Raw genomic sequence first — 24,799 nt, forward strand, 5'->3', positions numbered from 1 at the left:
TGGCCGTCCCGCTGTTGCGAAACGAAGGCTTGCGCTACAAGAGCGCGCGTTCGTTCCACAGACCCCAACGGAGACAAGCCATGACCACGACCAAGGACCAACACGTCACCCGCCGCCAGGTGCTCGGCGCCGCCGCCGCCGTGGCAGCCCCCGCGCTGTTGCCTGCGGGCGCACTGGCGCAGGACAAGTACCCCTCGCGTCCGATCACCTTGATCGCGCCCTGGCCGGCCGGCGGCAGCAGCGACGGCGTGATGCGCGCCTTTGCCAAGAGCGCCAGTGCCAGGCTGGGCGTGCCGGTGATCATTGAGAACAAACCCGGTGTGGGCGGCACGCTGGGAGCCAGCGCCATGCTGCAGGCCAAGCCCGATGGCTACACGCTCACGCAGTTGCCGCTGGGCATCTACCGCCTGCCGCACATGCGCGACATGCCGTTTCACCCGGTCAATGACCTCACCCACATCGTCTGCCTGACCGGCTACACCTTCGGCATCGCCTGCGTCGCCGACGCGCCGTTCAAGACGCTGCAGGAAATGGTGGCCTACGCCAAAGCCAACCCCGGGCAACTGGAATACGGCCACACCGGCACCGGCACCACGCCCCATCTGGCGATCGAAGAGTTCAGCGAAAAAGCGGGCATCAAGCTCAACCCGGTGCCTTTCAAAGGCTCGGCCGAGATCATGCAGGCCATCCTCGGGGGCCACATCCGCATGATGAGCGGCACCACCGAGTTCGCACCGCACGTGCAAAGCGGCAAGCTGCGCCTGCTGGCCACGCTGGGCAGCCAGCGCAACAAGGCCTTTGCCGACACGCCGACCGTCAAGGAAAGCGGCTGGGACACCATCAGCGAATCACCCTTCGGCATCGGTGGCCCCAAAGGCATGGACCCGACGGTCGTTCAGGCGCTGCACGACGCCTTCAAGGCCACGCTGGACGACCCCGAGGTCAAGAGCGCGCTCGACAAGTTCTTCCAGCCCGTGATCTACATGAACACGGCGGACTACACCGCCTACGGTGCGCGCACTTACGCCGCGGAAAAGGCGACGATCGAGCGCCTGGGGCTGGCGAAGAAAAGTTGAGCCCCCACGCTGCACCGCTGCGCGTGACCGCTCAGCGCCGGCTCACCAGCACGATGCCGGCGGCCACGCCAAGCAGGGCCAGCACCAGCTTGGCGGTGAGCGGCTCGCCCAGCAGCACCACGCCGAACACCAGCGCGAACACCGGCGTCAAAAAGGTGAAGGTGCTCATCTGCGTGGCCGGGTAGTGGCGCAGCATCCACATCCAGGTGAGGTAGCTGGCAAACGCGCCCACGGCCGTCTGCAGCGCGATCGACGTCCACGCCTGCGTGGAATATGACAGCCCCCAGGGCTCGCCCAGTGCCAGCGACAACAGCGGCGCAACAACAGCGGTCACGGCCACCTGGTAGAAGAGCGTCTTCTCGGCGCTGGCTGTGGCCATGCGTGTGGCGCGGATGGTGAGCGTGGTCAGGCCCCACAGCATGCCCGCGCCCAGCGCCATGGCGTCACCGCGCCATTGACCCGCCACCGGTGATGCATGGGTGAAGCCTTCGCTGAACGCCAGTGCCACCGCGGCAAACGCGATCACCAGGCCCACCCATTGCACGCGGCGCAGCGTCTCGCCGGGCACCACGCGCGGCAGCAGCACGGCCACCACGAAGGGGCTGGTGTAGAGAAACACGGTCAGCCGCGATGCGCTGGTGAACTGCAGCCCGAGGTAGATGAAGCAGAACTCGCCCGAGAACAGCAGGCCCGCCAGCAAGCCCGCGCGCAGGGTGCCGTCGCGCTGGAACAAGGGCACGCCGCGCAGCTGGCACCACAGCCACAGCAAGGCCGTGGCGCCCCAGAAGCGCAGGCTCGCCTGCCACAGCGGCGGCACTTCACCCACGGTGGACTTGATGAGGATTTGCTGAAAGCCCCAGAACGCGCAGCACACGATGAGCAGCGTGATGGCCAGGGAATCGAGGTGCGGCTTGCGCGCGACAGTGGTGGACATGTGGGCGATTGTGGTGCGTGACGGTGGCGGACATCTGTCGCGCCGGTGCGCCAAAACGCCGGGCTCAGCGCGGCTGGGCGAGTTCGCGCAACTGCCGTTTCAGGCGCTGCACCTCGGCCGCGCTCAGCGCGCCGAGCACTTGCGCCTCGTGCTCGCGGGCGCGGCGCATCAGGGGCGCCACTTTGCGTTGTCCGGCCGCCGTGATGGCCACCAGCGTGCGGCGCTGATCGGCAGGGTCGGCCTGCATCGCCACCCAACCCTGGGCCAGCAGGCGCTGCAGCAGCTTGGTCACTGTGGGTTGCTGGCTCAGCACCTCTTGCGCCAGCGCGCCCACGCTCAAGGGCGAGTCGCCACTGAGCACGGCCAGCACGCGCCACTCGAGCGAGCCCAGCCCGGCCTCACGCACCTGGGCGTCGAAGTCCTTGAACAAGGCGTGGTTCGCCTGGCCCAGCAGGTAGCCGAGGTAGTCGTTGGTGAAGCGCTCGGCGGGCTCGCTCACAGCGGGTGCTCCGCGTAGAAGCGCCCACCGTGAAACAGCAGTGGCGAGGCGTCCGCGCGGTGCGAGCAGCGCTCCACCTCGCCCACGAAGATCACGTGATCGCCCTCGGTGTACTGGCTGCGGTTGAAGCATTCGAACACCGCGGCTGCGCCCTGCAGGACCGGCGCGCCGTTGACGCCTTCGGTGTGCGGCACGCCGACCCAGCGATCGACGCCCCGCGCCGCAAAGCGTTCGGCCAGTGCCTGCTGATCGGCCGCGAGCACGTTGATGGCGTAGTGCAGGCCATTCTGGAAAGCCGCCATCGACCCCGCCTGGTGCGCCAGGCTCCACAGCACCAGCGGCGGCGACAGCGACACCGAGTTGAACGAATTGGCCGTGAGGCCCACCAGTGTCCCTTCGGCTGTGCGCGCGGTGACCACGGTCACGCCCGTGGCGAACATGCCCAGCGAGGCACGGAACTCCTGCGCCGAGAAATCGGGGGGGCGGGCCGAATGGCCGGACAGACGGGCAGGCGACATGGGCTGCAATTTACATGAATATTCATGAATAATGGGCCGCTACGCCCATCCACCCCACACACAACGAGGAGACCCGATGCTGCAGGAGCGGATCGAACCCGCCTGGATCGACGCATTCGACACGCTGTTGCGCCGCTGCGATCTACAGGCCGGCGACACGGTGGCGATTCTGGCCGAAACGCAGAGCCGGCCCGTGCTGGTCGAGCTGGCCCGCCTGGCCGCAGCGCGCCTGGGCGCCCGCTGCTTCGAGCTGGTCCTGCCCTCGGTGTTCAGCACCGACGCGCCGGTGCAGCGCTCAACCGGCGCCTGCACCGCCATCCAGCAGCTGCAACCGGTGATCACCGCACTGGCCGGCTGCCAGCTGGTGGTCGATTGCACGGTCGAAGGCCTGATGCACGCGCCCGAGCTGCCGGCCATCCTCAAGGGCAATGGGCAAACCCAGCCGCGTGTGGTCTACGTCAGCAACGAACACCCCGAGGCGTTGATGCGATTGCAGCCCGACGACGCCACCGAAGCGCGCGTCAAGGCGCATGTGAAACGCCTGCGCTCGGCCAGCGCCATGCACGTGCGCTCCGCCGCCGGCACCGACCTGCACATCGACCTGCGCGGCGCCGTGGTGGGCGGCAACTGGGGCAGCACCACGCGCCCCGGCACGCTCACGCACTGGCCCGGCGGTCTGGTGCTGGGCTTTCCCGCCGGCGGCACCGTCAACGGCACGCTGGTGCTGGCCGAAGGCGACGTCAACCTGACCTTCAAGCGCTACATCGAGCGGCCGATCACGCTCACCATCGAGCGCGATGTGGTGACCCGTATCGACGGCCAGGGCGTGGACGCCGATCTGCTGCGCCACCACTACGCCGCCTGGAGCGAGCCCGAGGCCTACGCGGTGAGCCACGTGGGCTACGGCCTGAACGAACACGCGCGCTGGGACAGCATGGCCCTGTACGACAAGCGCGACTTCAACGGCACCGAGCTGCGCGCGTTCGCCGGCAACTTTCTCTACAGCACCGGCGCCAACGAGGTCGCGGGCCGGCACACGCGCGGGCATTTCGACTTCCCCCTGCGGGGCTGCACCGTGACGCTCGACGGAGCGGTGGTTGTCGACGCCGGCAAGGTGGTGGCATGAACGCGCTGCCCACCTTCACCACACTGGGCAGCGGGCCGACCGTGCTGATGCTGCACGGCATCGGCGGCGGCCACCTGGCGTTCGCGCCGCAGGTCGAGACCCTGGCCGGCGCCGGCTACCGCGCCGTGGCCTGGGACATGCCGGGCTACGGGCACAGCGCACCGATCGAGCCCTACACCTTCAAGGGCCTGGCGCAATGCTGCATCGACCTCATCGATGCGCTGCAGTGCGACAGCGTGACGCTGGTCGGCCACAGCATGGGCGGCATGGTGGCGCAGGAAGTGATTGCGCGCCGACCCGACCGGGTCAACCGACTCGTGCTGGCCGGCACCTCGGCCGCCTTCGGGCGCACCACCGACGGCCGCCAGGCCGACGCGTGGGCCCAGCGCTTCATTGCCGAGCGCACCGCGCCACTGGACGCCGGCAAGACCATGGCCGACGTGGCCCGGCAGGTGGTGCCGCGCATGGTGGGCCCAGGCGCGCTGCCCGAGGGCCTGCGCCTGGCCGAGCACTGCATGGGCGGCGTGCCTGCGGCCACCTACCGCCGCGCGCTCGACTGCCTGGTGACCTTCGATCGTCAGGCGCAACTGCGCGACATCCGGGTACCCACGCTGCTGATCGGCGGCGAGTTCGACCGCGTCGCCGCGCCATCGGTGATGAAGCAGATGACCGAAACCATTCCCAACGCCCGCTACACCGAACTCAAGGGCATCGGCCATCTGATGAACCTGGAAGCACCCGAACTGTTCGATGGTTTGCTGCTCGACTTTCTGGTCGAGCCCGCGCCCGGCCTGGCCGTCGACCTGCACTGACACCGACCCCACAGGAGACACGCATGCACCGCGACCCCCAACCGACCGGCCTGGACTTCACCCCCGCCGTGGGCGACATGGCCTTCACCCCCTTGCAGCGCGAGCTGCTGACCGTGGCCAACCGCCTGGGCCGCGAGAAGTTCGCGCCCCGCGCGGCCCAATGGGACCGCGAGGCCAGCTTCCCCTTCGCCAACTACGACGACTTGCGTGACGCGGGCTTTCTGCGCCTGTGCGTGCCCAGGGAGCGTGGTGGCCTGGGCGCCGACTACCCGACCTACATGATGGTGGCGGCCGAGATCGGTCGCTTCTGCGGAGCGACGGCACTGACGTGGAACATGCACATCTGCAGCACCATGTGGACCGGCGTGCTGGCCGACGGCATTCCCATGACCGACGTCCAGCGCAGCGAGCACGCTGCGCGTCGCGAGTTGCACTTCCAGCGCGTGGTGAATGATGGCGCCATCTACGCCCAACCTTTCAGCGAAGGCTCGGCCGCGGCGGCCGGGCGCGCGCCGTTTGGCACCACGGCCAGGAAGGTCGACGGTGGCTGGCTGGTCAACGGCCGCAAGATCTTCGCCAGCCTGTCGGGCGCGGCCGACTACTACGGCGTGCTGTGCACCGAAGACGTGGAGGGCAAGGACCCCGATCCGCGCGACACCATGTACATCAGCGTGCCGGCCACCAGCGCAGGGCTGACCATCTCGGGCGAATGGGACCCGCTGGGCATGCGCGGCACGGTCAGCCGCAACCTGCTGTTCAAGGACGTGTTCGTGAGCGACGCCGAGCAGCTCATGCCGCGCGGCATCTACTTCGTCGGCGCGCAGACCTGGCCGGCCATGTTCTTCACGCTCGCGCCCACCTACCTGGGCCTGGCCAATGCGGCCTACGACTTCACGGTGCAGTACCTGCGCGGCGAGGTGCCGGGTGAGCCACCGGTCAAACGGCGCCAGTACCCCACCAAGCAGATCGCCGTGGCCCAGATGCGCATCCAGCTCGAGGCCATGAAGAGCCTGTTCGTGCGCGCCATCCAGGAAGCCCGACCCAACCCGGGCAAGGACGAGAAGCTGCGCCTGTACGCGGCGCACCACTCGGTGATGGAAGGCGCCAACGACATCGCACGCCTGGCCATCCGCACCTGCGGTGGCCAGAGCATGATGAAGCACCTGCCGCTGGAGCGGCTCTACCGCGACAGCCGCTGCGGCTCGCTCATGCTGCCCTGGACGGCCGAGCTGATCGTCGACCGCATGGGCCGCGAGACGCTTTACGAACCCGGCGAGAAGGACGCCTGAGCGCCTTGCGCCACGCGTGTCGTGCGCGCGTCGGCATCGATGCCTTGAAACCCGAAGGCCATGGCCGGGCGCTCACCGCTGATGAGCTCGGCCAGCGCCTTGCCCGAGCCAGCACCATGGGTCCAGCCCAGCGTGCCGTGCCCGGCGTTGATCCACAGCCCTTTGACGGGCAGGCGCCCGATCATGGGGATGTTGGTCGGCGTGGCCGGGCGCAGGCCGGTCCAGAACTGCGGGTTGCCACCTTCTTCCGGCAGGCGCGTGTCGGCCACGCCCGGAAACACCTCCTCGATGCGGCGCACCAGCATCTCGCAGCGCCGACGCGCCAGCGGCGTGTCCAGCGAGAGGTCGAAGCCGCCAAGCTCGATGGTGCCGGCCACGCGCAACTGGTTGCCCAGGCGCGAGAAGGCGATCTTCAGGCTGTCGTCGATCATGCTCACGAACGGGGCGCGTTCGGGCTTGAGCAGCGGCAGCGTGGCGCTGTAGCCCTTGCCGGGGTAGATGGGCACGCGCACGCCGATGCGCGCCAGCAGCGGGGTGGTGTAGGAGCCGCAGGCCACCACGGTGGCATCGGCCTTGAGCGCGCTGAGCAGACCGGTGTCGCGGTTGCGCACATGCACCGCACTCACAGCGCCGGCCGCGGTGTCGATGCGCTCGATGTCGTGGCCAAACAGCATCTGCGCCCCACGCTGCGCACACAGTGCGGCCAGCTGTTGCGTGAACATGCGCGCGTCGCCGGACTCGTCGCTTTCGGTGAAGGTGCCGCCCACGATGCGATCGGCAAAGGCCGAGAGGGCGGGCTCGATGCGCAGCAGCTCCTCGCGCGAGACGACCCGACGCTGCACGCCGTGGCGGGCCATCAGCTCGGCTGCGCGGGCCGCACCTTCGAACGAAGCCTGGTCGACAAAGTAGTGCGCGATGCCACGTTCAAGCCGGTGGTAGTCGATACCGGTCTCGCGCACCACGTCCTTGAGCGCGGCGTGGCTGTACGCACCCAGGGCCACGATCTGCGCCACGTTGCGTTCGAAGGCAGCGTCGTTGCACTGACCCAGGAACTGCAGGCCCCAGCGCCATTGGGCCGGGTCCATCTGCGGGCGAAACAGCAAGGGCGAGGTGGCCGAGAACATCCACTTCAGGGCCTTGAGCGGCGCGTCCTTGTTGGCCCAGGGTTCGCAGTAGCTCACCGAAATCTGCGCAGCGTTGGCAAAGCTGGTTTCCAGGGCGGCATCGGGCTGCCGATCCACCAGCGTGACGTCGTGCCCACGCTGCAGCAGGTGCCAGGCGGTGCTGACGCCGATGATGCCGGCGCCCAGAACAGTGACTTTCATGGAGGAACTCCAGACGGATTCGCGATGCCCGCAGTGTCGGGAAATCCCCGCCCGCAGTGAAGGCAGATTCAAGCAAAATCCGATCCATCAGTTTTGCTGATGAAAGCACGCACAGGCGATCCTTCGATGAGCACCTTTGACCCCGACGCCCTCGAATGCCTGGCCGCCATCGTGGAAGAAGGGGGGTTCGAGCGGGCCGCCAAACGCCTGTCCATCACCCAGTCCGCCGTGTCGCAGCGTCTGCGCGCCCTGGAGGCCCAGGTGGGCACAGTGCTCATCGTTCGCAGCCGCCCCCTCAAGCCCACGCAGGCGGGGCAGCTCATGATCAAGCACGCCAAGATGATGCGGCTGCTGCGCGCCGATCTGGAGAAAGACCTCAAGGAGTTGGCGCCCAGCACCGCGGCCACCGGCCGTGGCGAGGAGCGCATTTCCGTGGCGATCAACGCCGACAGCATTGCCACCTGGGCCTTGCCGGCGCTGGACGGGCTGGCCTGCGGCGGCCTGCCGATCGAGATCATTGCGGACGACCAGGAATTCACCCACGAATGGCTGCGCGAGGGCCAGGTGCTGGGCTGTGTCACCTCGCTGGGTCAACCGCTCAGGGGCTGCCGCATGGAGCCGCTGGGTGTGATGGACTATGTGCTGATCGCGCAGCCTGCGTTTGTGCGCGCACATTGCCCGAACGGGCTGACCACGCAGAACTTTCACCGCCTGCCTTTCATTGCCTTCAACCGCAAGGACCACCTGCAGCACGCCTTTGTCGAGCAGACCTTCGGCTTGTCGCATGTGGTGCTCAAGCAGCGCTTCGTTCCCACAAGCGAGGGGCAGGTGCGGGCGGTGCTATCCGGCTGGGGCGTGAGTGTGGTGCCGGAACTGCTGGTGCGCGGCCTGATCGAGCGCGGCGACCTGGTGGACCTCGCGCCAGGCCGGCGTCTGGGCGTTGCCTTGCACTGGCATTGCTGGAACCTGAGCTCTGACGTGCTGGATGGCCTGTCGGGCGCACTGCGTGCGGCGGCGGCATTGCAGTTGAGGCCCACCGGGTGAACCGGCGCCAACCTCCCTGTCGCCGTCCAGACCAAACAGTCTTCGAATCGACGCCACGGTTGCGCTGGGGCAGAATCGGACGCTTCGTCACGGGTCGCTCCCTGCCAACCATGTCTGCTTCCGCTTCCGCCTCCGACACCCCCGCCAAGGCTGCGCCGCGGCGCAGCTTTCGCGAGCGCATGCACCAGGCGCGCGAGGACGCAATCATCACCACGGTGAACCGCCTGCTGGCCGAGAAGGGCTACGAAGCCATGACGGTCGATGAGGTGGCGGCCGAGGTAGGCATTGCCAAGGCCAGCCTGTACAAGCACTTTCCCAGCAAAGAGGATTTGGCCGCGGCGGCCATGGTGCGCGTGATGGAGCGCGCCCGGGCGTTCATCGCCGAACGCCGAGGCTTGTCGGCCGTGGCGCCGATCGAGCAACTGAAGGCGGTGGCGCGCTGGACGATGGAAGTTCAGCTTGACGGCGAAATGCCCTCCCTGCCCAGCGAGAACTCGACGCTGCGCACGGCGCTCATCGACAACAAGGCCTACATGGATGGTCTGATGGAAGTCAGCGACCAGCTGGGCGAATGGATTGGTGCCGCGCAATCGGACGGCAGTCTCAACCCGGCGCTGCCACCCATCGCGGTGCTCTACACCTTGTATGCGCGGGCATGCGACCCGGTGCTGGGCTTTCTCAAGACCGGTGGCCTGTTCGACCGCGAGCAGATCGTGGACCTGGTGCTGTCGACCTGCTTTGAAGGGCTGCGCGCCCGTTAGTGGCACAGATCGCCCATGCAAAAGGCCGCCCTTGGGCGGCCTTTTGCGTTCCGCGCGTGCAGGTCAGCGCACGATCAACAGCGGCGATTTGGCATGGGCCAGGACCTTGGTGGTCACCGAACCCAGCACCAGGTTGCCCAGTGCGCCATGGCCATGCGAGCCCATGATCACCAAGTCGAATTTGCCGGCGTTGGCCGCTTTGGCAATGATCTCGCCAGGGGCGCCCACCTTGTGGATCACCTTCGGCTCGATGCCGTGGCGCTGGAGGAACTTGGTCACCGGCGCGGTGACCTTGTTGGACTCGTCTTCGTAGTAGCCGTTGGCGATGTCGGCGCCCACTGCCGCGCGTGCCCGGGGTGGCAGCGGCGCCTGCACCGTGATGGTGGTGTATTGGTGCCGAGTGCCGAAGAGTTCGTCGTGCGCGGCCAGATAGCCCAGCATCTTCTTGGTGTAGGTGCTGCCGTCAACAGCCAGCAGGATCTTCATCGCGCATCTCCTAGGTTGGTGTAAGTCCGGCGAGTGTACGGGCCGGGTTGGCGTCTGCGTTTGCGCCCCATCAACTCGCCGCGTCGGGCAGCGCCACCGTGCACAAGGGGTCGAAAGCGGCCTGCTCGCCCTTGGCGTGGTACCCCAGCGGATTGGCCTTGATGCGGCACCGGCCAACGCGCACATCGGTCGGGCAATGCAGGTGACCATGCAGCCACAGATCGGCGTGCTCGAGCAAATCGTCCAGCGCGTTGCAAAAGCCCGCCGTGCCCGGGGTGAGGCCGTAGCGCGGATCGGCGCTGTGCAGGGTCGGCGCGAAGTGGGTCACTACCACCGTGGGGCCATCATGGGTGGAGGCCAGCGCGTTGCGCAACCAGGCCTGCGCGTCCAGGCCCAGCTCGCGCATGGCCGCGGCATCGAATGGTGCGCCCCGGCGTGTGCTGCCCATGGTGCTCAGGTAGTGGTTGGCCGCCCGAAACGCCTTCTCCCGTTGCACGAGCCGATCCGTGCCAGGTGGGCGGACGGCGTCGTAGTCGGTCCACAACGTAGCGCCGACAAAGCGCACGCCACGCCAGACCCAGGTCTCGCGGTCGAGCCAGCGCAGACCGAGCCTGTCGCACGTGGTGCGCAGCTGGGAGAGCGCCGTGTCCACATCGAGCGCGTCGTATTCATGGTTGCCCGGCACAAAGAGCACAGGCACCGGCCAGTTGGCAAATCGACGCAGGCCCCAGTCGGCTTCGGCCATGGTGGTGCCATCGCGCCGACGTTGGTAGGAGCCGACGTCGCCAGCCAGCACCAGCAGGTCGGCGTCGGGTGCGGGCCGGGCCTGGAAGTCGGGATTGGCCTCCAGGTGCAGGTCGCTCAACAACTGAATCTTCATGGATCGATTGTGGCTGTGGCCGCGAGTTCCACCCTCGCGGCGCGCGATACCGCCTCCCGCAGCCACTGATGCGCTGCATCGTGCTGGCGCTGTCGGTGCCACAGTGCGTCCACATGCACATCGTGCACAGGCAAGGGCAGCTCGGTGATGGCGAGCTCGTCTTCCATGCCGGTGGCCGACAGGAAGTGGCGCGGCAGCACCGTGAGCAGGTCGGTGGTGGCCACCACGCGGCCGGCGGTGAAGAACTGGTTGACCGTGAGCACCACGCGGCGCGTGCGCCCCCGCGCTGCCAGGGCCTCGTCGACGAAGCCGAAGGGTTTGCCCGAAAAGCTCACCAACAGGTGCCGCGCCTGGCAATACGTGTCCAGCGACAGCGGCTTACCCGCCAGCGGGTGGCCGCGACGCATCACCACCACGTACTGACCGTCATACAGACGCTCGAAGCCGAAGCGCGGCAGTTCGTCCTGCTGCTGCAAGGCGCCCAGCTCGGCGATCACGGCCGGAAAGTGGCCAATGGCAATGTCCACCGTGCCGTTGTCAAGCCACTCGCGCGGATCACGCGTCGTCAGCGGCAGCACACGCAGGTTCACCCCGGGAGCGTCGAGCTCGCAGATGTCGATCAATGCCGGCACCAGCTTGGCCCCGGTGGCGTCGGCCATGGCGAGGTGAAAGGTGTTGCCGGCCGACGCAGGGTCGAAGTCCCCGGGTGACAGCACCCCCCGCAGCAGGGCCAAAGCCTCCCGAACGGCGGGCCAGATGGCTTGGGCGGCTGGCGTGGGTTCCACGCCAAAGCCCGAGCGGCGCAGCAATTCGTCTCCCAGCAACTCGCGCAAACGTCGCATGGCGTTGCTCACCGCCGGTTGCGTCATCGCCAGATTCGCGGCTGCCCGCGTAAGGTTGCGCTCACTCATGACCTCATCGAACACGCGCAGCAGGTTGAGGTCCAGGGTCCGGAAGTTGGGTGTTTTCATCACAGAGACGAATGGTATCCATCATCAAAATAAAGTGGTGAGATACCAGGGTTAACCCTATATTCTCGCCATCCACCCCACCGGGTGTCCCTTCAAGGAGTTGCCATGAGCACCACTCTCTCCGCCCCATCGCTGTCACCTGTCCGCGCGCCGCGCCTGCCCTCCGCTCCCAGCTCACCCGAAGGCGCCCGCCGCCTGAGCGCGCTGTTGCTCGCTGCCGCTGTCGCCACCCTGGTGGTCATCGCCGACCAGGTCATCGATTCGTGGGCCGACGGACATCTGATGCTGGCCTGGGTGATGCTCTGGGCCCTGATCTTCGGCGGCATCGCCCTGTTTGCCGACAGCGCCCGCCGGGTTGCCCGTCGCGCCGTGGTCGCTCTGGACGGCTGGTCGCGCTCGATGGCGGAAGCCCGCGCCGAAATGCGCCTGTGGGAACTGGCCAAGCAGGATCCCCGCCTCATGAGCGAGCTGGTCGCTGCCCGCAGCCGCGACGAAGCAGAGGAAGTGGAGTCCGCGGTCGCCAGCAACGACTTCAGCGACGCGCTGGCCCCGATCGGGCTGCCCCACTCGGCCGTGCGCAGCCCCAGCTACTGGGAGCGCCTGTCGGAGAGCCGCAGCCGCAACGCGCACCTGTTCTACATCTGATGCTCTGACGTCGGCGCAATGCAAAAAGGCCACCCAAGGGTGGCCTTTTTGTTGTCCAGGCCTGAGCCGATCAGGCGGCCAGGCGTTGCTCGATGCGCGCCTTGGTGTCCTGCAGTGCCTGCGGCAGGTGGTAAGCCAACTGCTGGAACAGCTCGGCGTGCAGATCGAGTTCCTTGGCCCAGGCGCCTTTGTCGATGCCGGTGACGGTGGCGTACTGCGCGCGGGTGAAGTCCAGTCCGTTCCACTGGATGTCTTCGTAGCGCGGGCTCACGCCAAAGGCGTGCTCCACGCCTTCGCCACGGCCCTCAAGACGATCGATCATCCACTTGAGCACGCGCATGTTCTCGCCGAAGCCCGGCCACACGAACTTGCCGTTCTCATCCTTGCGGAACCAGTTGACGCAGAAGATGCCCGGCAGCTGCGCACCCTGGCTTTGCAGCTTGGCGCCCAGGTCCAGCCAGTGCTGGAAGTAGTCGCTCATGTTGTAGCCGGTGAACGGCAGCATGGCGAACGGGTCGCGACGCACCACACCCTGCGCGCCAAAGGCCGCTGCGGTGGTTTCCGAACCCATGGTGGCCGCCATGTAGACGCCTTCGGTCCAGTCGCGGGCCTGCGTCACCAGGGGCACGGTGGTCGAGCGACGGCCGCCGAAGATGAACGCGTCGATGGCCACGCCTTTGGGGTCGTCCCAGGCGCTGTCGAGCGCTGGGTTGTTGGTCGCTGCAACGGTGAAGCGCGCATTGGGGTGGGCGGCCTTGGCGCCGGTTTCCTTGCCGATCTGGGGCGTCCAGTCCTTGCCCTGCCAGTCGATCGCATGCGCCGGGGCTTCGCCCATGCCCTCCCACCAGACATCACCGTCGTCGGTGAGGGCGACGTTGGTGAAGATCACATCGCTCTTGAGGCTGGCCATGCAGTTCGGGTTGGTCAGCGAGTTCGTGCCCGGGGCCACGCCAAAGTAACCAGCCTCGGGGTTGATGGCGTACAGCTTGCCGTCCTGAGCGGGTTTGATCCAGGCGATGTCGTCACCGATGGTGGTCACCTTCCAGCCCTCGAAGCCCTTGGGCGGGATCAGCATGGCGAAGTTGGTCTTGCCACAAGCGCTGGGGAAGGCCGCAGCCACGTGGTACTTCTTGCCTTCGGGGTTGGTCACGCCCAGGATGAGCATGTGCTCGGCCAGCCAGCCCTGCTCGCGACCCATGGTGGATGCGATGCGCAGGGCAAAGCACTTCTTGCCCAGCAACGCGTTGCCGCCGTAGCCGGAGCCGTAGCTCCAGATTTCGCGCGTCTCGGGGTAATGAACGATGTACTTGAGCGTCGGGTTGCACGGCCACGTGGTCTGGTCGGTTTGGCCGGACTGCAGCGGCGCGCCGACCGTGTGCACGCAGGGCACGAAGTCGCCGTCGGTGCCCAGCACGTCGAACACCGCTTTGCCCATGCGCGTCATGAGCTTCATATTCACCGCCACGTAGGCGCTGTCCGAGAGCTCCACGCCGACGTGGGCGATCGGGCTGCCCAGCGGGCCCATGCTGAACGGCACGACGTACATGGTGCGACCGCGCATGCAACCGTCAAACAGCGGTTGCAGGGTGGCGCGCATCTCGGCCGGCGCTTTCCAGTTGTTGGTGGGGCCCGCGTCCTCTTCTCGTTCGCAGCAGATGAAGGTGCGGTCTTCGACACGGGCCACATCCGATGGGTCGGTGCTGGCCAGGTAGCTGTTGGCACGTTTGGCCGGATTGAGTCGCTTGAAGGTGCCGGCGTCGACCAGTTGCTGACACAGGCGGTCGTACTCGGCATCGCTGCCATCGCACCAGACGATCTGGTCGGGCTTGCACAGGGCCGCCATGTCGGCCACCCACGCAATCAGGCGCGCGTGCTTGACGTAGGCGGGGGTGTTGAGGGCCAGGCCCTGCATCACGGGTGAGTTCATCGGACAGACTCCAGAGGTTGAAAACCAGCGGCGGCCCAAGACGCCAACAGCCGCATCTGCGGCTGTCATCGAGGCTGGCCTTGGGCGGCGAATCGGGTCGGTCGGCGCCGGGTTGCGGGGCGGTGAGCACGCAAAGCGGATGCCCGGCGTTGGGTCGTTTGGACCCACATACGGGGGCGCGTATCGGCCAATGGGCGAATTTTAGGTGGGGGGCCTTCGGGTTACAGCCTGGTTACATGCAAAACCCGCATAACGTGATGCAGTTGGCGCGCCCAAGTGCGTAAGTATGCAAACGAAAGACCCCAAAACAAAGGGCCGAGACGCTGTGCGCGCCGTCGGCCCTGGAGCGGGTAGGCGCCGGGCTCAGGCCATCATCACCGCAATGAAGGCCAGCAGGAACATCAGCACGCCACCGGCGATGGGCAGCACGATGGGCATGAGCGGCGTGATGGACTCGACCACGTCGTCGGTCTGCTCGGGGGTGTGATGCTCGTGGTGGGCCATGGATTGCTCCGGTACGGTGACGTCAAAACGCGCGATTTTAGTGGAAATGGCGCGGTGGCCTACAGCAGGGCGTAGGTCGTGGTCGCACGGCAGATGCTCTTGCCATCGTTCGCCCCACGGATGTCGATCTCGCCGAAGGCCAGGCTCTTGCCTGCGCGGATCACCGTGGCCTGCACCAGCGCGTCCTGCTGCGACAGAGGTTTGAGAAAGCTGGTGTTCATCTGCACCGTGGTGCATGGGCGAAAGGCCCCGAAATGGCCGATCAGCGCCAGCACCATGGCCGTGTCGGCAGCGGCCATCATGGCTTGCCCGCACAACATGCCACCCACGCGGCTGAGTTGGTCACTCTGCGGCAGGCGCAGGGTGACGGAGGTGTCATCGCGGCCTTCCACGCGCAAGCCCAGGGCCTGCACCCAGGGCGCGAAGTACTCGGCCAACGCCCCCTGCAAGGTGTCCATTTCCGCATCCGCCGATGCCTGCATGCATTACTCCTCTTTGCGCCAGCGCGCGAGCCAATGGTCCATGAGTTTGCCGGCGGCTTCGCGTCCGCCGAGGCCGAACGAGAGTGCCACCGCCACCGCAATCGCACCCAGCGTCAGGCCGAAGGCGAGATTGACGATGTCGTCGGCGATACCCATGGCACGCAGGCCCATGGCCACCACCAAGGCCAGGATGGCGAAGCGCCCGATGCGCGCCAACCCCTTGGTGTTGGCGCCACTGGCGCGGTCGATGGCCTCGTAGGCCACATTGGCCAGCCAGAAGCCGATGACCAGAATCGCCGACCCGAGCAGGATATCGCCGCCAAAGCGGATGAAGCTGGACACGATGTCGCTCACCTGATCGAAACCCAGTCGGGCCGCGGCTTCGACCGTGGCAAACAGCATGGCAAAGAACAGGGCCACGCGTCCGACCACGACCGACGCCGCCGTCTTCTCGAACGCGTGCGCCATCTGGATGCGTTGCGGCAGCGTGTCGAAGCCCAGCGCCGCCAGCAGGCTGGCCAGCAGGCGCGTCGCAAACGACGCGACGATCCAGGTCACGAACAGAATCAGTCCCGCCGCAATGATGTCCGGCACGGCCGACATCATCATGCCCAGCATGTCGGTGGCCGGTTTCGAAATCGCTTCGACCTTCAGCGCGTCCAGTGCCGCAATCAGCGAGGGCAGGAACACCACCACGAACACCAGCAGCCCCACCACATTGGACAGCTGCACCGAGCTGGCCAGACCGGCCTCACTGCCCAGGCGGTCTATGCCCGCCGTTCGGGTCAAGGAAGTCACCAGGCGACGCAGCACCGTGGCCACGATCCAGCCCACCCCACCGATGATGAAGGCGGCCAGTGCGTTGGGCAGCATGTCCAGCGTCTTGGCCACCATGTCGCGCAACGGGTCCAGCAGGCCCTGCATCTGCAGAGCGCCCAGGACGGCCGGCAGGAACAGCAGCACCACCAACCAGAAGAGCGCACCCGCCAGGCTTTCGCCAATCGGGGCCATGTCGGCGTGCGCGGACAGCTTCTCGTCCAGCGACGTGCGGTCCAGCAGCTTCTGCGCCACCGTGCGGACCACACTGGCGACCAGCCAGGCCACCAGCGCCAGCACCAGACCGGCCAACAGCCGCGGCGCGTAGTCGAACAGTTGGGTGGTGAAGGCAGAGAACGGTCCCGACACGACCGTCAGGTCAAGCGCGTTGAAGACCGCAACCAGGGTCAGCAGCAGCACCACCCAGAACAGCGCCAGGGCAACGCCACCCTCGATGTCCATCTGCGTCCTGGTGAGCTCGCCAAAACGCCGGTTGACGCCGACGAGGCCCAACCCATGGCGCACCGCGGCGCGAACAAGCACGGCCACAAACCAGCCGATCACGAACACGGCGAGCGCGCCGAGCAATTGGGGGATGTGATTTCCGAAGCTGCTTTGCAGCGCGCTCCACAGGGCAGTGGTGTCCATGACGCGTCCTCCTGTCGTGGTGGTGAATCGGCCGGGGCATCATGCAGACGCATCGGCCGCGCGTCAAATGCGGGCAGGTGCCCGCGGGGAAGTCACTGCGCCTGGGCAGAGAAGCCCGCGGCGCTGAGCTTGTCGATCACTTGTTGCACGTGCTCCCGTCCGCGGGTCTGCAGCACGAGCTCGATCTCCACGTTCTGCGCCGCCAACAGGGTGAAGGCACGCTGGTGATGCACCTCGTCGATGTTGGCGCCCGCTTCGGCCACCAGCGCCGTGATGCGGGCGAGACTGCCGGGGACATCGCGCGAACTGACGGCAATGCGCGCGAGACGGCCTGCGCGGACCATGCCGCGCTCGATGATCGAGGCCAGCAGCATCGGGTCGATGTTGCCGCCACAGAGCACCAGACCCACCCGCCGCCCCGCAAATCGCCTGGGGTGCTTGAGCAGCGCCGCCAGACCGGCTGCACCGGCGCCTTCGACCAGCGTCTTCTCGATCTCGAGCAGCATCACGATCGCCTGCTCGATGTCGCCCTCGTCCACAAGCAGCAGGTCATCGACCCGTTCGCGCACGATGGGCACGTTCACCTCACCCGGTGTGCCCACCGCAATGCCCTCTGCAATGGTGCTGGCACCCTGGGGCAGATGGGTCCCCTTGATGGCATTGACCATGGCGGGGAAGCGCTCTGTCTGTACCCCCACCACCTCAATGCCCGGACGCAGGGCCTTTGCCACCGTGGCCATGCCGGCGATCAGGCCGCCGCCGCCCACCGCGATCACCAGCGTGTCCAGGTCGGGTACGTCCGCCAGCATCTCCAGCGCCACTGTGCCCTGGCCGGCCACAATGGCTTCGTCGTCGTAGGGGTGCACGAACACCAGCCCCTGCTCGGCCGCAAGCTGGCGGGCGTGGGCGCGGGACTCGTCCAGGGTGTCGCCATGCAGCACCACCTCGGCGCCGAAGCCTCGGGTTCGCTCCACTTTCACACCTGGGGTGAAGCGTGGCATCACGATGACGGCGCGCAGTCCGAGCCGTTGCGCGTGGTACGCCACGCCTTGTGCATGGTTGCCTGCGCTCATTGCGATCACGCCGCGCGCGCGTTCGTCGGCCGTGAGCTGGCTGAGCTTGTTGCAGGCACCTCGCTCCTTGAAGGAAGCGGTGTACTGCAGGTTCTCGAACTTGAGGAAGACCTGGCAGCCGGTCAGCTGCGAGAGCGTGCGCGATTCCACGCAGGGGGTTCGCAGCACTTGTCCGTCGAGGCGTTGTGCCGCACGCCGTATGTCGTCGATCTGGATCATGGCGCGATTGTGGCGCGGCAATTGTGGAAAAAGCCCCGAAACGCCCGTCATCACGCACTTCCATCGCGCATCAAGCTGCGTTATGGTGCGCCGCAAAGGGGGTGCTCTGGCACCTCTGGCGTTGAACCCCCATACCCCCCAGGAGGTCTTTGCATGAGCAAACGGCCACTGCTGTCCGGCACGACAACCCGCACCCAGGAGGTGCGCCCCGCCGGCGTGGGCGAAGGACGTTTGCATGTGCCACACGGCCTGCGCCAGGCACCGGTGCTCGACCTCATGTGCTCGCACTTCGTGCTGACGCTGGCGGCACGCCAGGGTCCGCGTTTCAATGTGCGGCGCGACCTCAATACGCTGTTGTCGCTGGCGGGTCGTCACCTGGTCTGGCCGCACACCGTGCTGCAACGTCTGCGCGAATTCCTGCAGCGCCGTTGCCGGGACAACGACCTCTGGAGCGGTCACGACAAACTGGCCACCGGCGCCTTCATGGACCGCTACGGCGTCTGGCGGGGTCCTTATGAAGAAGGCACGCTGTTCTTCTACCTCGACGAATACGCCAAGGAAGCCCCCAAGGACTTGCTGTCGGTGCTGGCCGTGACGGGCGACTGGCTGAGCCAGGCGCTCAAGAAGCAGAGCACCCTGGTCGAGAAAAACATCGACGCGCTGGCGGGCTTGCTGCAGTTGAACCGCGCCGAGCGTGCGCTGCTGCTCTACGGCACGCTGGCGCGGTACCAGCGCGACCTGCGCTCCATCCTGGTCGAGTTCAAGGTCAACAACGCGCCCGAGGCCTATGCCGCGATCGCCGACGTGGCTGGCGTCAAGGCCAGCGAAGTGGGCGAGGCGCTGCGCGCCGGTTCGCGCCTTGAGCGCATCGGCATGGTCGAGAACCTGATCTCCGAGCACAACATCACCGATCTGGCCGACCTGATGAAGGTCAGCGAAAAGCTGCCGCCGGTGCTCATGCGCGAGTACCGCTCGCAAAGCGAGCTGATGGCCGTGTTCACCCGGCCGGCGGCCAAGTCCACGCTGCTGCCGACCGACTTTGACTACGTGGCCGATGACGTGCGCCTGCTCTGCGGCCTGCTGCGCGAGGCCGTGGCCCGCAAGGAGGCCGGCGTCAACGTGCTGCTGTACGGCCCGCCCGGCACCGGCAAGACCGAACTGGCCCGCGTGGTTGCCAATGCAGCGGGGCTGGCCTTGTACGAAGTGGAATACGCCGACCGCGACGGCAACGCCCTGTCCGGGCGCGACCGCTACCGTTCACTGCAGATCGCGCAGGTGTTCCTCAAGGGCACGGCGCAGTCGGCCCTGTTGTTCGACGAGGTCGAAGACGTCTTCCCGCCCATCTCCAGCGAGGCCGCGCAATTCATGGCGCGCGCCGAACAGGTTCCCGCCCCGCACAGCCATTCGGTCAGCGGCAAGGCGTGGGTGAACCAGGTGCTCGAGTCCAACGCGGTGCCCACCATCTGGATCACCAACCGCATCGAACAGATCGACCCGGCCTTCCGTCGCCGGTTTGCGTATCACCTGGAGCTCAAGAGCCCGCCGCCCGGTGCGCGCGAGCAACTGGTGCGCAAGACGCTCGATGGCGTGCAGGTCAGCGATGCCCTGGTGGCCCGGCTGACCGAGCGCAAAGGGCTCACGCCGGCACAGATCCGCACCGCGGTGCGTTTTGCGCAACTGGCGGCGGCCCCGACCCGCACCGCCGGGCGCCGCAGCACCAAACAGGCTTCTGCGCCGGTGCTCGACGACCTGATCGAGCGCCAGCTGCGCCATGCAGACCATGCGCTGGGTCGCGCGCCCGACTCGGTGGCCCGGCCCAGCGTCACGCAGTACAGCCTGGACATGCTCAACGTCGAGTCGCGCCACCCGGTGCCGCGCATCATCGAGGCGCTCAAGGCCCGCGGTCACGGCTGCCTGTGTTTCCATGGCGCACCCGGCACCGGCAAGACGGCGCTGGCCGAGCACCTGGCGCAGCAGCTGGGGCGGCCCTTGATGATCCGGCGTGCCAGCGACCTGGTCAGCAAATTCGTGGGCGAGACCGAGCAGCACATGGCGGCCATGTTCCGTGACGCCGAAGCCGAAAGCGCGGTGCTGCTGCTCGACGAAGCCGACAGCTTTCTGCAGGACCGCCGTGGCGCGCAGCGCACCTACGAGGTCACCGAGGTGAACGAGATGCTGCAGGGCATGGAGCGCTATGCGGGCATCTTCATCTGCACCACCAACCTGATGGACAGCATCGATCAGGCGGCGTTGCGGCGCTTCACCTTCAAGATCCACTTCAAACCGCTGACGCGCGCCCAGCGCGAGACCATGTTCGTGGTGGAGGCGCTCGAAGGCGACCACAACCGCCTGGACGACGGCGTGAAGCGCCGTCTCGGCTTGCTGGAGCAGTTGTGCCCCGGCGACTTTGCGGCCGTGAAGCGCCAGACCGAGATCCTGGGCACCACGATGGCGCCGGACGAGTTTCTGGACCAGCTCGAGGCCGAGCACCGCATCAAGCCCGAGGTGCGCGAGTCGCGCTCGATGGGCTTCATGCACTGAGTCGCGCTCAGCGCCCAGCAAAAAGGCCACCCGAGGGTGGCCTTTTCATTGGGGATGCGCCGCTCAGTGCACGAGCGCCATCGGCTTGCTGGGCAGTTCGTCCGCGTCGTAGTCGGGGTGGTTCTCCACAAAGAAGCGCAGCTTGGCATCAAGGCGACCCAGGCGGCGGTTGGCTTCGCCTTCGTGGTGGTGCTTGGAGATCAGGCTGAACAGCTTGCCGCGCAGGAACCACAGCTCCTTGGGGGTCTGACAGGTCATCAGCGCCGCGTGCAGGCGTGCGCGAAGCGGGTCCTGAATGTCGGCCATGGCGGCATGGAACTCATCGACGAGGTAGTCGAGTTCAAGCACCTGGGTGTCGTGGTAGCTGGGCGTCTTGCGCTTGGCCAACCAGGGAAGTCGAAAAAACATTGCCGCACTCCTTGAGCCGCTTCTGTGAGCCTGCGTGTCTGGTCGGGAACGGGTCGTTCCCCTGACTCCTACATCGGCAGGGGCGCGGGCGGCTTGAGCGGCGGGAGATGTATGACAGGCGGTAGCCCGACGGGCGGTCGGGCATGTCACACAGAGGTTTTCGGCTGGGGCGGTTTGAACTTGAGGGCTTAAATGAAAGCACTCACCACCTGCACCACGGCATCACCGTAGGCGGCCCGCTTTTTCTGCCCGATGCCGTCGATCCCGTCCAGATCGGACAGGCTGGCGGGCTGGCGGCGGGCGATGGCGCGCAGGGTGGCGTCGTGAAAAATCACATAGGCCGGCAGGTTGTGCTCGCGTGCCACCTGCGCGCGCCAGGCCTTGAGGGCGTCGAAGCACTCCCGCTCGGCCAGGCTCATGGGCGGGCCATCGACCTCGGCGTTGGCGCGGCTGCGGCTGGTGCGTGAGCGCGCGGGCGCGCGCTCGGCCTGGATGCGCAGGCGCACCTCGGCGTCGCCTTTGAGGATGGCGCGCGCGCCATCGGCCAGGTTGAGCGTGTTGTAGGGCGCGTCGTCCACCCGCACCGCCTCCACCGCGATCAGCTGGCGCAGCAGCGCGCGCCACTGCGTTTCGCCCCAGTCGGCGCCGATGCCGAAGGTGCTCAGCGTGTCGTGGCCGTGCTGTGCGACCTTGTCGGTGCGTTTGCCACGCAGGATGTCCATGATGTGGCCGGCACCGTAGCTGTGTCCGCTGGCCTGTTGCACCCGGTAGATGCAAGAGAGCAGCTTGCGCGCGGGCTCGGTGGCGTCGAACAGCTCGGGCGGGTTCAGGCAGTTGTCGCAATTGCCGCAGGCTTCGCTGTCTTCGCCGAAGTACTTCAGCAAGCGCACGCGCCGGCACTCACTGGTTTCGGCCAGCGCCAGCAACGCATCAAGCTTGCCTCGCAGCACCTGCTTGAACTCGTCGCCGGCCGGGCTGTCGTCGATCATGCGGCGCTGGTTGACCACGTCCTGCAGGCCATAGGCCATCCAGGCGTTGGCGGGTTCGCCGTCGCGCCCGGCACGGCCCGTCTCCTGGTAGTAGCCCTCGATGTTCTTGGGCAGGTCGAGGTGGGCGACGAAGCGCACGTCGGGTTTGTCGATGCCCATGCCGAAGGCGATGGTGGCCACCATGATCACGCCGTCTTCGCGCAGGAAGCGGTCCTGGTTGGCCTGGCGCAGCGCAGCGTCGAGACCCGCGTGGTCAGGCAGGGCCTTGAAGCCGGCGCTTTGCAGCAAGGCCGCCACCTCTTCGACACGGCGGCGCGACTGGCAGTACACGATGCCGGCGTCGTGCCCGTTGGCGTCGCTGTGTTCGTCGCGGATGAAGCGCTGCAATTGCGCGCTGGCGTCCTTCTTCTCGACCAGCACGTAGCGGATGTTCGGCCGGTCGAAGCTGCTCACGAAGGTGCGCGCCGACTGCAGTTGCAGCCGCTCGACGATGTCGGCGCGGGTGAGCGCATCGGCGGTGGCGGTCAGCGCGACGCGCGGCACGCCGGCAAAGCGCTCGGGCAGCACCGCCAGCTCGCGGTACTCGGGCCGGAAGTCGTGGCCCCACTGGCTCACGCAGTGCGCTTCGTCGATGGCAAACAAGCTCAGCCGCTGCTGCTCGTGCAGGCTGTCGAGCATGGCCAGGCAGCGCGGCGTCAGCAGGCGCTCGGGCGCCACGTACAACAAGGTCAGTTCGCCACGGCGCAGCTGCTGCTCGATGCGCTGCGCCTCGTCCAGCGACAGGCTGCTGTTGAGGTAGGCCGCGCTCACGCCGGCTTCGGTCAGCGCGCCCACCTGGTCGTGCATCAGCGCAATCAGCGGCGAGACCACCACCGCCACGCCACGCCCGGCGCGCTCGCGAACGATGGCCGGCACCTGGTAGCACATGGACTTGCCGCCGCCGGTGGGCATCAGCACCAGCGCATCGCCACCTTCACTCACGTGCCTGACGATCTCGGCCTGCGGGCCGCGAAAAGCCTCATGGCCAAACACCTCGCGCAGCACGTCGAGGCAGGCCTCCTGCGTCTCGGCGCCGTCGGCGATATCGATCACATCTGTTCCCAGGGCAGACCGTCGAAGCGCCAGCCGTTGATGCTGGAGCGCTTGAACTGGTCGTTGAGCTCGCCCTCGAAGCCATGCACCACGTGCTGCACGTCGGTGAACCCAGCGGCCTCCAGGGCGCGCGCTGCATCCAGCGTGCGCTTGCCGCTGCGGCAGATCAGCAGCACCGGCCGCCCGGTCGTGCCGGCCTCGTCGGCCACCGTGCGTGCGAAGCGCTCGGGGTCGGGCGTGAGGTCGGGGTATTCGTACCAGGGGATGTTTTCCACGCCGGGCGGGCGGCCCACATAGAGCGATTCGATCTCCATGCGCACGTCCACGAACAGCGGCGGCTCCTGGCCCGCCGCGGTGCGGCGTTCGGTCTCGGCCTGCAGCCAGGCCCAGGCTTCCTTGGGGGTCAGGTGCTTCATGGGCGCGTATTGTCGGGCATGCGCTGCCCCCACCACCCTTGCGGCTAGATCGCGCTTCTTACAATCGCGCGATGGATTCCACCGCCACCTACACCCGCGCCCAGGCCCTGCCGGCCATCCTCGAGCAACGCATCGCCATCCTCGATGGCGCCATGGGCACGATGATCCAGCGCTTCAAGCTCGGCGAGGCGCAATACCGCGGCGAGGGCTATGCGGGCCCCGGCGCGGTGGGTGACCGGTTCAAGGATTTTCCCAAGGACGTCAAGGGCAACAACGAGCTGCTCAGCCTCACCCGTCCCGACGTCATTGCCAGCATCCACGAGGGCTACCTCGCCGCCGGCGCCGACCTGATCGAGACCAACACCTTCGGCGCCACCACCATCGCCCAGGCCGACTACGACATGGCGCACCTGGCGCGCGAGATGAACCTGGCCTCGGCCCGCCTGGCGCGCGCCGCCTGCGACAAGTTTTCCACCCCCGACAAACCGCGCTTCGTGGCCGGTGCCCTGGGCCCCACGCCCAAGACCGCCAGCATCAGCCCCGACGTGAACGACGCCGGTGCGCGCAACGTCACCTTCGACGAGCTGCGCGCCGCCTACCGCGAACAGGTCGAGGCGCTGATCGAAGGCGGCGCCGACGTGCTGCTGGTCGAGACCATCTTCGACACGCTCAACGCCAAGGCGGCGCTGTTTGCCATCGACGAGGTGTTCGAGGCCACCGGTGAACGCCTGCCGCTCATCATCAGCGGTACCGTCACCGACGCCTCCGGGCGCATCCTCAGCGGCCAGACCGTGAGCGCCTTCTGGGCCAGCGTGCGCCATCTCAAACCCATGGCCGTCGGCTTGAACTGCGCGCTGGGTGCGGCGCTCATGCGCCCCTACATCCAGGAGCTGGCCAAGGTCGCGGGCGACACCTTCATCAGCTGCTATCCCAACGCCGGCCTGCCCAACCCCATGAGCGAGACCGGCTTCGACGAAACGCCCGAGGTCACCAGCCGCCTGCTGCACGAGTTCGCGGCCGAGGGGCTGGTCAACATCGTCGGCGGCTGCTGCGGCACCACGCCCGACCACATCGCCGCCATCGAGCGCAGCGTGTCGCCGCTGGCGCCGCGCCACCGCGGCGCCTTTTACCGCGAAGCCGCCTGAAAAACCGACACCGGCCCGGGTCATTGCCGGGTCGGTGACAATCGCGCTTCCCTTCAAGGGGAGTAGTCGGCCCGCCACCCTGCTTGCAGCAAGGCCTCGGCGGCGCGGCGTTCTCGTCAATTCGTGCCCGGTGGCAACGCCGGTCGCCGGGAACGTCCAGCCACCCAGCGGGT

The 24,799-nt window shown here is 67.2% G+C and carries 24 protein-coding genes; 9 read left to right on the top strand and 15 right to left on the bottom strand.

Translation table 11 applies throughout. From position 1 onward, the window contains the following. Nucleotides 1-80 precede the first annotated feature (80 nt). Nucleotides 81-1,076 (top strand): tripartite tricarboxylate transporter substrate binding protein, encoded by a 996-nt coding sequence (locus tag KF871_RS03500; RefSeq protein WP_291138390.1) that lies wholly within the window; start codon nucleotides 81-83, stop codon nucleotides 1,074-1,076. 31 nt (nucleotides 1,077-1,107) lie between these two features. Here the strand turns inward: KF871_RS03500 and KF871_RS03505 are convergent, their stop codons facing one another. The 3 genes from KF871_RS03505 to KF871_RS03515 all read right to left on the bottom strand — a co-directional run bounded on the left by KF871_RS03505 (nucleotide 1,108) and on the right by KF871_RS03515 (nucleotide 3,027). After that, the gene (locus tag KF871_RS03505; protein ID WP_291138393.1) at nucleotides 1,108-2,010 is read right to left on the bottom strand and encodes a DMT family transporter; all 903 of its coding nucleotides are present in this window, start codon (nucleotides 2,008-2,010) and stop codon (nucleotides 1,108-1,110) included. Nucleotides 2,011-2,074: 64 nt separating this feature from the next. Next, the gene (locus KF871_RS03510) at nucleotides 2,075-2,509 is read right to left on the bottom strand and encodes a MarR family winged helix-turn-helix transcriptional regulator (RefSeq protein ID WP_291138396.1); all 435 of its coding nucleotides are present in this window, start codon (nucleotides 2,507-2,509) and stop codon (nucleotides 2,075-2,077) included. Next, nucleotides 2,506-3,027, bottom strand: coding sequence for a flavin reductase family protein (locus tag KF871_RS03515; protein WP_291138399.1), 522 nt, complete (start codon nucleotides 3,025-3,027; stop codon nucleotides 2,506-2,508). The genes KF871_RS03510 and KF871_RS03515 overlap by 4 nt, the downstream gene beginning before the upstream one ends. A 76-nt stretch (nucleotides 3,028-3,103) precedes the next feature. On the opposite strand from KF871_RS03515, the gene KF871_RS03520 reads away from it, so the two are divergent. From KF871_RS03520 to KF871_RS03530, 3 genes are read left to right on the top strand one after another with little or no spacing between them, the layout of a single operon-like run. Next, nucleotides 3,104-4,153 carry a peptidase M29 gene (locus tag KF871_RS03520; RefSeq protein WP_291138401.1) on the top strand — a complete coding sequence of 350 codons (1,050 nt, stop codon included), beginning with the start codon at nucleotides 3,104-3,106 and terminating at the stop codon, nucleotides 4,151-4,153. Continuing rightward, nucleotides 4,150-4,965, top strand: a complete 816-nt coding sequence (locus tag KF871_RS03525; protein ID WP_291138404.1) for an alpha/beta hydrolase — start codon at nucleotides 4,150-4,152, stop codon at nucleotides 4,963-4,965. The genes KF871_RS03520 and KF871_RS03525 overlap by 4 nt, the downstream gene beginning before the upstream one ends. Before the next feature lie 23 nt (nucleotides 4,966-4,988). Continuing rightward, on the top strand, nucleotides 4,989-6,254 hold the full coding sequence (locus tag KF871_RS03530; RefSeq protein WP_291138406.1) for an acyl-CoA dehydrogenase family protein: 1,266 nt from the start codon (nucleotides 4,989-4,991) through the stop codon (nucleotides 6,252-6,254). Here the strand turns inward: KF871_RS03530 and KF871_RS03535 are convergent. Further along, the gene (locus KF871_RS03535) at nucleotides 6,227-7,579 is read right to left on the bottom strand and encodes a D-amino acid dehydrogenase (protein ID WP_291138409.1); all 1,353 of its coding nucleotides are present in this window, start codon (nucleotides 7,577-7,579) and stop codon (nucleotides 6,227-6,229) included. The genes KF871_RS03530 and KF871_RS03535 overlap by 28 nt on opposite strands. Nucleotides 7,580-7,705: 126 nt before the next feature. Here KF871_RS03535 and KF871_RS03540 point away from each other — a divergent pair, with 126 nt between their 5' ends. Beyond that, nucleotides 7,706-8,623, top strand: coding sequence for a LysR family transcriptional regulator ArgP (locus KF871_RS03540; protein ID WP_291138412.1), 918 nt, complete (start codon nucleotides 7,706-7,708; stop codon nucleotides 8,621-8,623). Nucleotides 8,624-8,733: 110 nt separating this feature from the next. After that, entirely contained in the window at nucleotides 8,734-9,384 is a 651-nt protein-coding gene (locus tag KF871_RS03545; protein WP_291138415.1) for a TetR/AcrR family transcriptional regulator, read from the top strand. Between the two features lie 63 nt (nucleotides 9,385-9,447). On the opposite strand, the gene KF871_RS03550 is transcribed toward KF871_RS03545, so the two are convergent. The 3 genes from KF871_RS03550 to KF871_RS03560 all read right to left on the bottom strand — a co-directional run bounded on the left by KF871_RS03550 (nucleotide 9,448) and on the right by KF871_RS03560 (nucleotide 11,721). Next, nucleotides 9,448-9,870 carry a universal stress protein gene (locus tag KF871_RS03550; protein WP_291138418.1) on the bottom strand — a complete coding sequence of 141 codons (423 nt, stop codon included), beginning with the start codon at nucleotides 9,868-9,870 and terminating at the stop codon, nucleotides 9,448-9,450. A gap of 70 nt (nucleotides 9,871-9,940) precedes the next feature. Further along, nucleotides 9,941-10,750, bottom strand: coding sequence for a metallophosphoesterase (locus KF871_RS03555; protein WP_291138421.1), 810 nt, complete (start codon nucleotides 10,748-10,750; stop codon nucleotides 9,941-9,943). Then, complete coding sequence (locus KF871_RS03560) at nucleotides 10,747-11,721, bottom strand: LysR family transcriptional regulator (protein ID WP_291138424.1); 975 nt, start codon at nucleotides 11,719-11,721, stop codon at nucleotides 10,747-10,749. Before KF871_RS03560 ends, KF871_RS03555 begins: the two co-directional genes overlap by 4 nt. 105 nt (nucleotides 11,722-11,826) lie before the next feature. Here KF871_RS03560 and KF871_RS03565 point away from each other — a divergent pair, with 105 nt between their 5' ends. Continuing rightward, on the top strand, nucleotides 11,827-12,366 hold the full coding sequence (locus KF871_RS03565; RefSeq protein WP_291138426.1) for a hypothetical protein: 540 nt from the start codon (nucleotides 11,827-11,829) through the stop codon (nucleotides 12,364-12,366). Between the two features lie 70 nt (nucleotides 12,367-12,436). Here KF871_RS03565 and KF871_RS03570 read toward each other — a convergent pair whose 3' ends face one another. The 5 genes from KF871_RS03570 to KF871_RS03590 form a co-directional block, all read right to left on the bottom strand. Then, nucleotides 12,437-14,293, bottom strand: a complete 1,857-nt coding sequence (locus KF871_RS03570) for a phosphoenolpyruvate carboxykinase (GTP) (protein ID WP_291138430.1) — start codon at nucleotides 14,291-14,293, stop codon at nucleotides 12,437-12,439. A 363-nt stretch (nucleotides 14,294-14,656) separates the two neighbouring features. Beyond that, complete coding sequence (locus KF871_RS03575) at nucleotides 14,657-14,797, bottom strand: hypothetical protein (protein WP_291138433.1); 141 nt, start codon at nucleotides 14,795-14,797, stop codon at nucleotides 14,657-14,659. A 59-nt stretch (nucleotides 14,798-14,856) separates the two neighbouring features. Next, nucleotides 14,857-15,279: a PaaI family thioesterase gene (locus KF871_RS03580; RefSeq protein WP_291138436.1), complete on the bottom strand. Its 423-nt coding sequence runs from the start codon at nucleotides 15,277-15,279 to the stop codon at nucleotides 14,857-14,859. 3 nt (nucleotides 15,280-15,282) lie between these two features. Continuing rightward, nucleotides 15,283-16,743 (bottom strand): mechanosensitive ion channel, encoded by a 1,461-nt coding sequence (locus KF871_RS03585; protein WP_291138439.1) that lies wholly within the window; start codon nucleotides 16,741-16,743, stop codon nucleotides 15,283-15,285. A 92-nt stretch (nucleotides 16,744-16,835) separates the two neighbouring features. Further along, nucleotides 16,836-18,035 (bottom strand): threonine ammonia-lyase, encoded by a 1,200-nt coding sequence (locus KF871_RS03590; RefSeq protein WP_291138442.1) that lies wholly within the window; start codon nucleotides 18,033-18,035, stop codon nucleotides 16,836-16,838. Between the two features lie 153 nt (nucleotides 18,036-18,188). Here KF871_RS03590 and KF871_RS03595 point away from each other — a divergent pair, with 153 nt between their 5' ends. After that, nucleotides 18,189-20,576 (top strand): AAA family ATPase, encoded by a 2,388-nt coding sequence (locus tag KF871_RS03595; RefSeq protein WP_291138445.1) that lies wholly within the window; start codon nucleotides 18,189-18,191, stop codon nucleotides 20,574-20,576. Nucleotides 20,577-20,639: 63 nt separating this feature from the next. Here the strand turns inward: KF871_RS03595 and KF871_RS03600 are convergent, their stop codons facing one another. The 3 genes from KF871_RS03600 to KF871_RS03610 form a co-directional block, all read right to left on the bottom strand. Further along, nucleotides 20,640-20,984 carry a hypothetical protein gene (locus KF871_RS03600; RefSeq protein ID WP_291138448.1) on the bottom strand — a complete coding sequence of 115 codons (345 nt, stop codon included), beginning with the start codon at nucleotides 20,982-20,984 and terminating at the stop codon, nucleotides 20,640-20,642. A 188-nt stretch (nucleotides 20,985-21,172) separates the two neighbouring features. Further along, a complete protein-coding gene (recQ, locus tag KF871_RS03605; RefSeq protein WP_291138451.1) occupies nucleotides 21,173-23,065 on the bottom strand; it encodes a DNA helicase RecQ in 1,893 nt (630 codons plus the stop codon). Continuing rightward, complete coding sequence (locus KF871_RS03610; protein WP_291138454.1) at nucleotides 23,062-23,481, bottom strand: rhodanese-like domain-containing protein; 420 nt, start codon at nucleotides 23,479-23,481, stop codon at nucleotides 23,062-23,064. The genes recQ and KF871_RS03610 overlap by 4 nt, the downstream gene beginning before the upstream one ends. Before the next feature lie 71 nt (nucleotides 23,482-23,552). Here KF871_RS03610 and KF871_RS03615 point away from each other — a divergent pair, with 71 nt between their 5' ends. Further along, complete coding sequence (locus KF871_RS03615) at nucleotides 23,553-24,626, top strand: homocysteine S-methyltransferase family protein (protein WP_291138457.1); 1,074 nt, start codon at nucleotides 23,553-23,555, stop codon at nucleotides 24,624-24,626. Nucleotides 24,627-24,799 lie beyond the last annotated feature (173 nt).

It is taken from the genome of Hydrogenophaga sp., assembly GCF_019635465.1.
In the GTDB taxonomy this organism is placed as follows: domain Bacteria; phylum Pseudomonadota; class Gammaproteobacteria; order Burkholderiales; family Burkholderiaceae_C; genus Hydrogenophaga.

Excerpts from the sequence above, each read along its gene's own strand:
- KF871_RS03555 (WP_291138421.1), bottom strand. The coding sequence starts at position 10,750 with ATGAAGATTCAGTTGTTGAGCGACCTGCACCTGGAGGCCAATCCCGAC.
- KF871_RS03585 (WP_291138439.1), bottom strand. The coding sequence starts at position 16,743 with ATGGACACCACTGCCCTGTGGAGCGCGCTGCAAAGCAGCTTCGGAAAT.
- KF871_RS03600 (WP_291138448.1), bottom strand. The coding sequence starts at position 20,984 with ATGTTTTTTCGACTTCCCTGGTTGGCCAAGCGCAAGACGCCCAGCTAC.
- KF871_RS03590 (WP_291138442.1), bottom strand. The coding sequence starts at position 18,035 with ATGATCCAGATCGACGACATACGGCGTGCGGCACAACGCCTCGACGGA.
- KF871_RS03610 (WP_291138454.1), bottom strand. The coding sequence starts at position 23,481 with ATGAAGCACCTGACCCCCAAGGAAGCCTGGGCCTGGCTGCAGGCCGAG.
- KF871_RS03560 (WP_291138424.1), bottom strand. The coding sequence starts at position 11,721 with ATGAAAACACCCAACTTCCGGACCCTGGACCTCAACCTGCTGCGCGTG.
- KF871_RS03500 (WP_291138390.1), top strand. The coding sequence starts at position 81 with ATGACCACGACCAAGGACCAACACGTCACCCGCCGCCAGGTGCTCGGC.
- KF871_RS03575 (WP_291138433.1), bottom strand. The coding sequence starts at position 14,797 with ATGGCCCACCACGAGCATCACACCCCCGAGCAGACCGACGACGTGGTC.
- KF871_RS03565 (WP_291138426.1), top strand. The coding sequence starts at position 11,827 with ATGAGCACCACTCTCTCCGCCCCATCGCTGTCACCTGTCCGCGCGCCG.
- KF871_RS03615 (WP_291138457.1), top strand. The coding sequence starts at position 23,553 with ATGGATTCCACCGCCACCTACACCCGCGCCCAGGCCCTGCCGGCCATC.
- KF871_RS03580 (WP_291138436.1), bottom strand. The coding sequence starts at position 15,279 with ATGCAGGCATCGGCGGATGCGGAAATGGACACCTTGCAGGGGGCGTTG.
- KF871_RS03535 (WP_291138409.1), bottom strand. The coding sequence starts at position 7,579 with ATGAAAGTCACTGTTCTGGGCGCCGGCATCATCGGCGTCAGCACCGCC.
- KF871_RS03540 (WP_291138412.1), top strand. The coding sequence starts at position 7,706 with ATGAGCACCTTTGACCCCGACGCCCTCGAATGCCTGGCCGCCATCGTG.
- KF871_RS03505 (WP_291138393.1), bottom strand. The coding sequence starts at position 2,010 with ATGTCCACCACTGTCGCGCGCAAGCCGCACCTCGATTCCCTGGCCATC.
- KF871_RS03515 (WP_291138399.1), bottom strand. The coding sequence starts at position 3,027 with ATGTCGCCTGCCCGTCTGTCCGGCCATTCGGCCCGCCCCCCCGATTTC.
- KF871_RS03525 (WP_291138404.1), top strand. The coding sequence starts at position 4,150 with ATGAACGCGCTGCCCACCTTCACCACACTGGGCAGCGGGCCGACCGTG.
- KF871_RS03570 (WP_291138430.1), bottom strand. The coding sequence starts at position 14,293 with ATGAACTCACCCGTGATGCAGGGCCTGGCCCTCAACACCCCCGCCTAC.
- KF871_RS03550 (WP_291138418.1), bottom strand. The coding sequence starts at position 9,870 with ATGAAGATCCTGCTGGCTGTTGACGGCAGCACCTACACCAAGAAGATG.
- KF871_RS03520 (WP_291138401.1), top strand. The coding sequence starts at position 3,104 with ATGCTGCAGGAGCGGATCGAACCCGCCTGGATCGACGCATTCGACACG.
- KF871_RS03530 (WP_291138406.1), top strand. The coding sequence starts at position 4,989 with ATGCACCGCGACCCCCAACCGACCGGCCTGGACTTCACCCCCGCCGTG.
- KF871_RS03595 (WP_291138445.1), top strand. The coding sequence starts at position 18,189 with ATGAGCAAACGGCCACTGCTGTCCGGCACGACAACCCGCACCCAGGAG.
- KF871_RS03545 (WP_291138415.1), top strand. The coding sequence starts at position 8,734 with ATGTCTGCTTCCGCTTCCGCCTCCGACACCCCCGCCAAGGCTGCGCCG.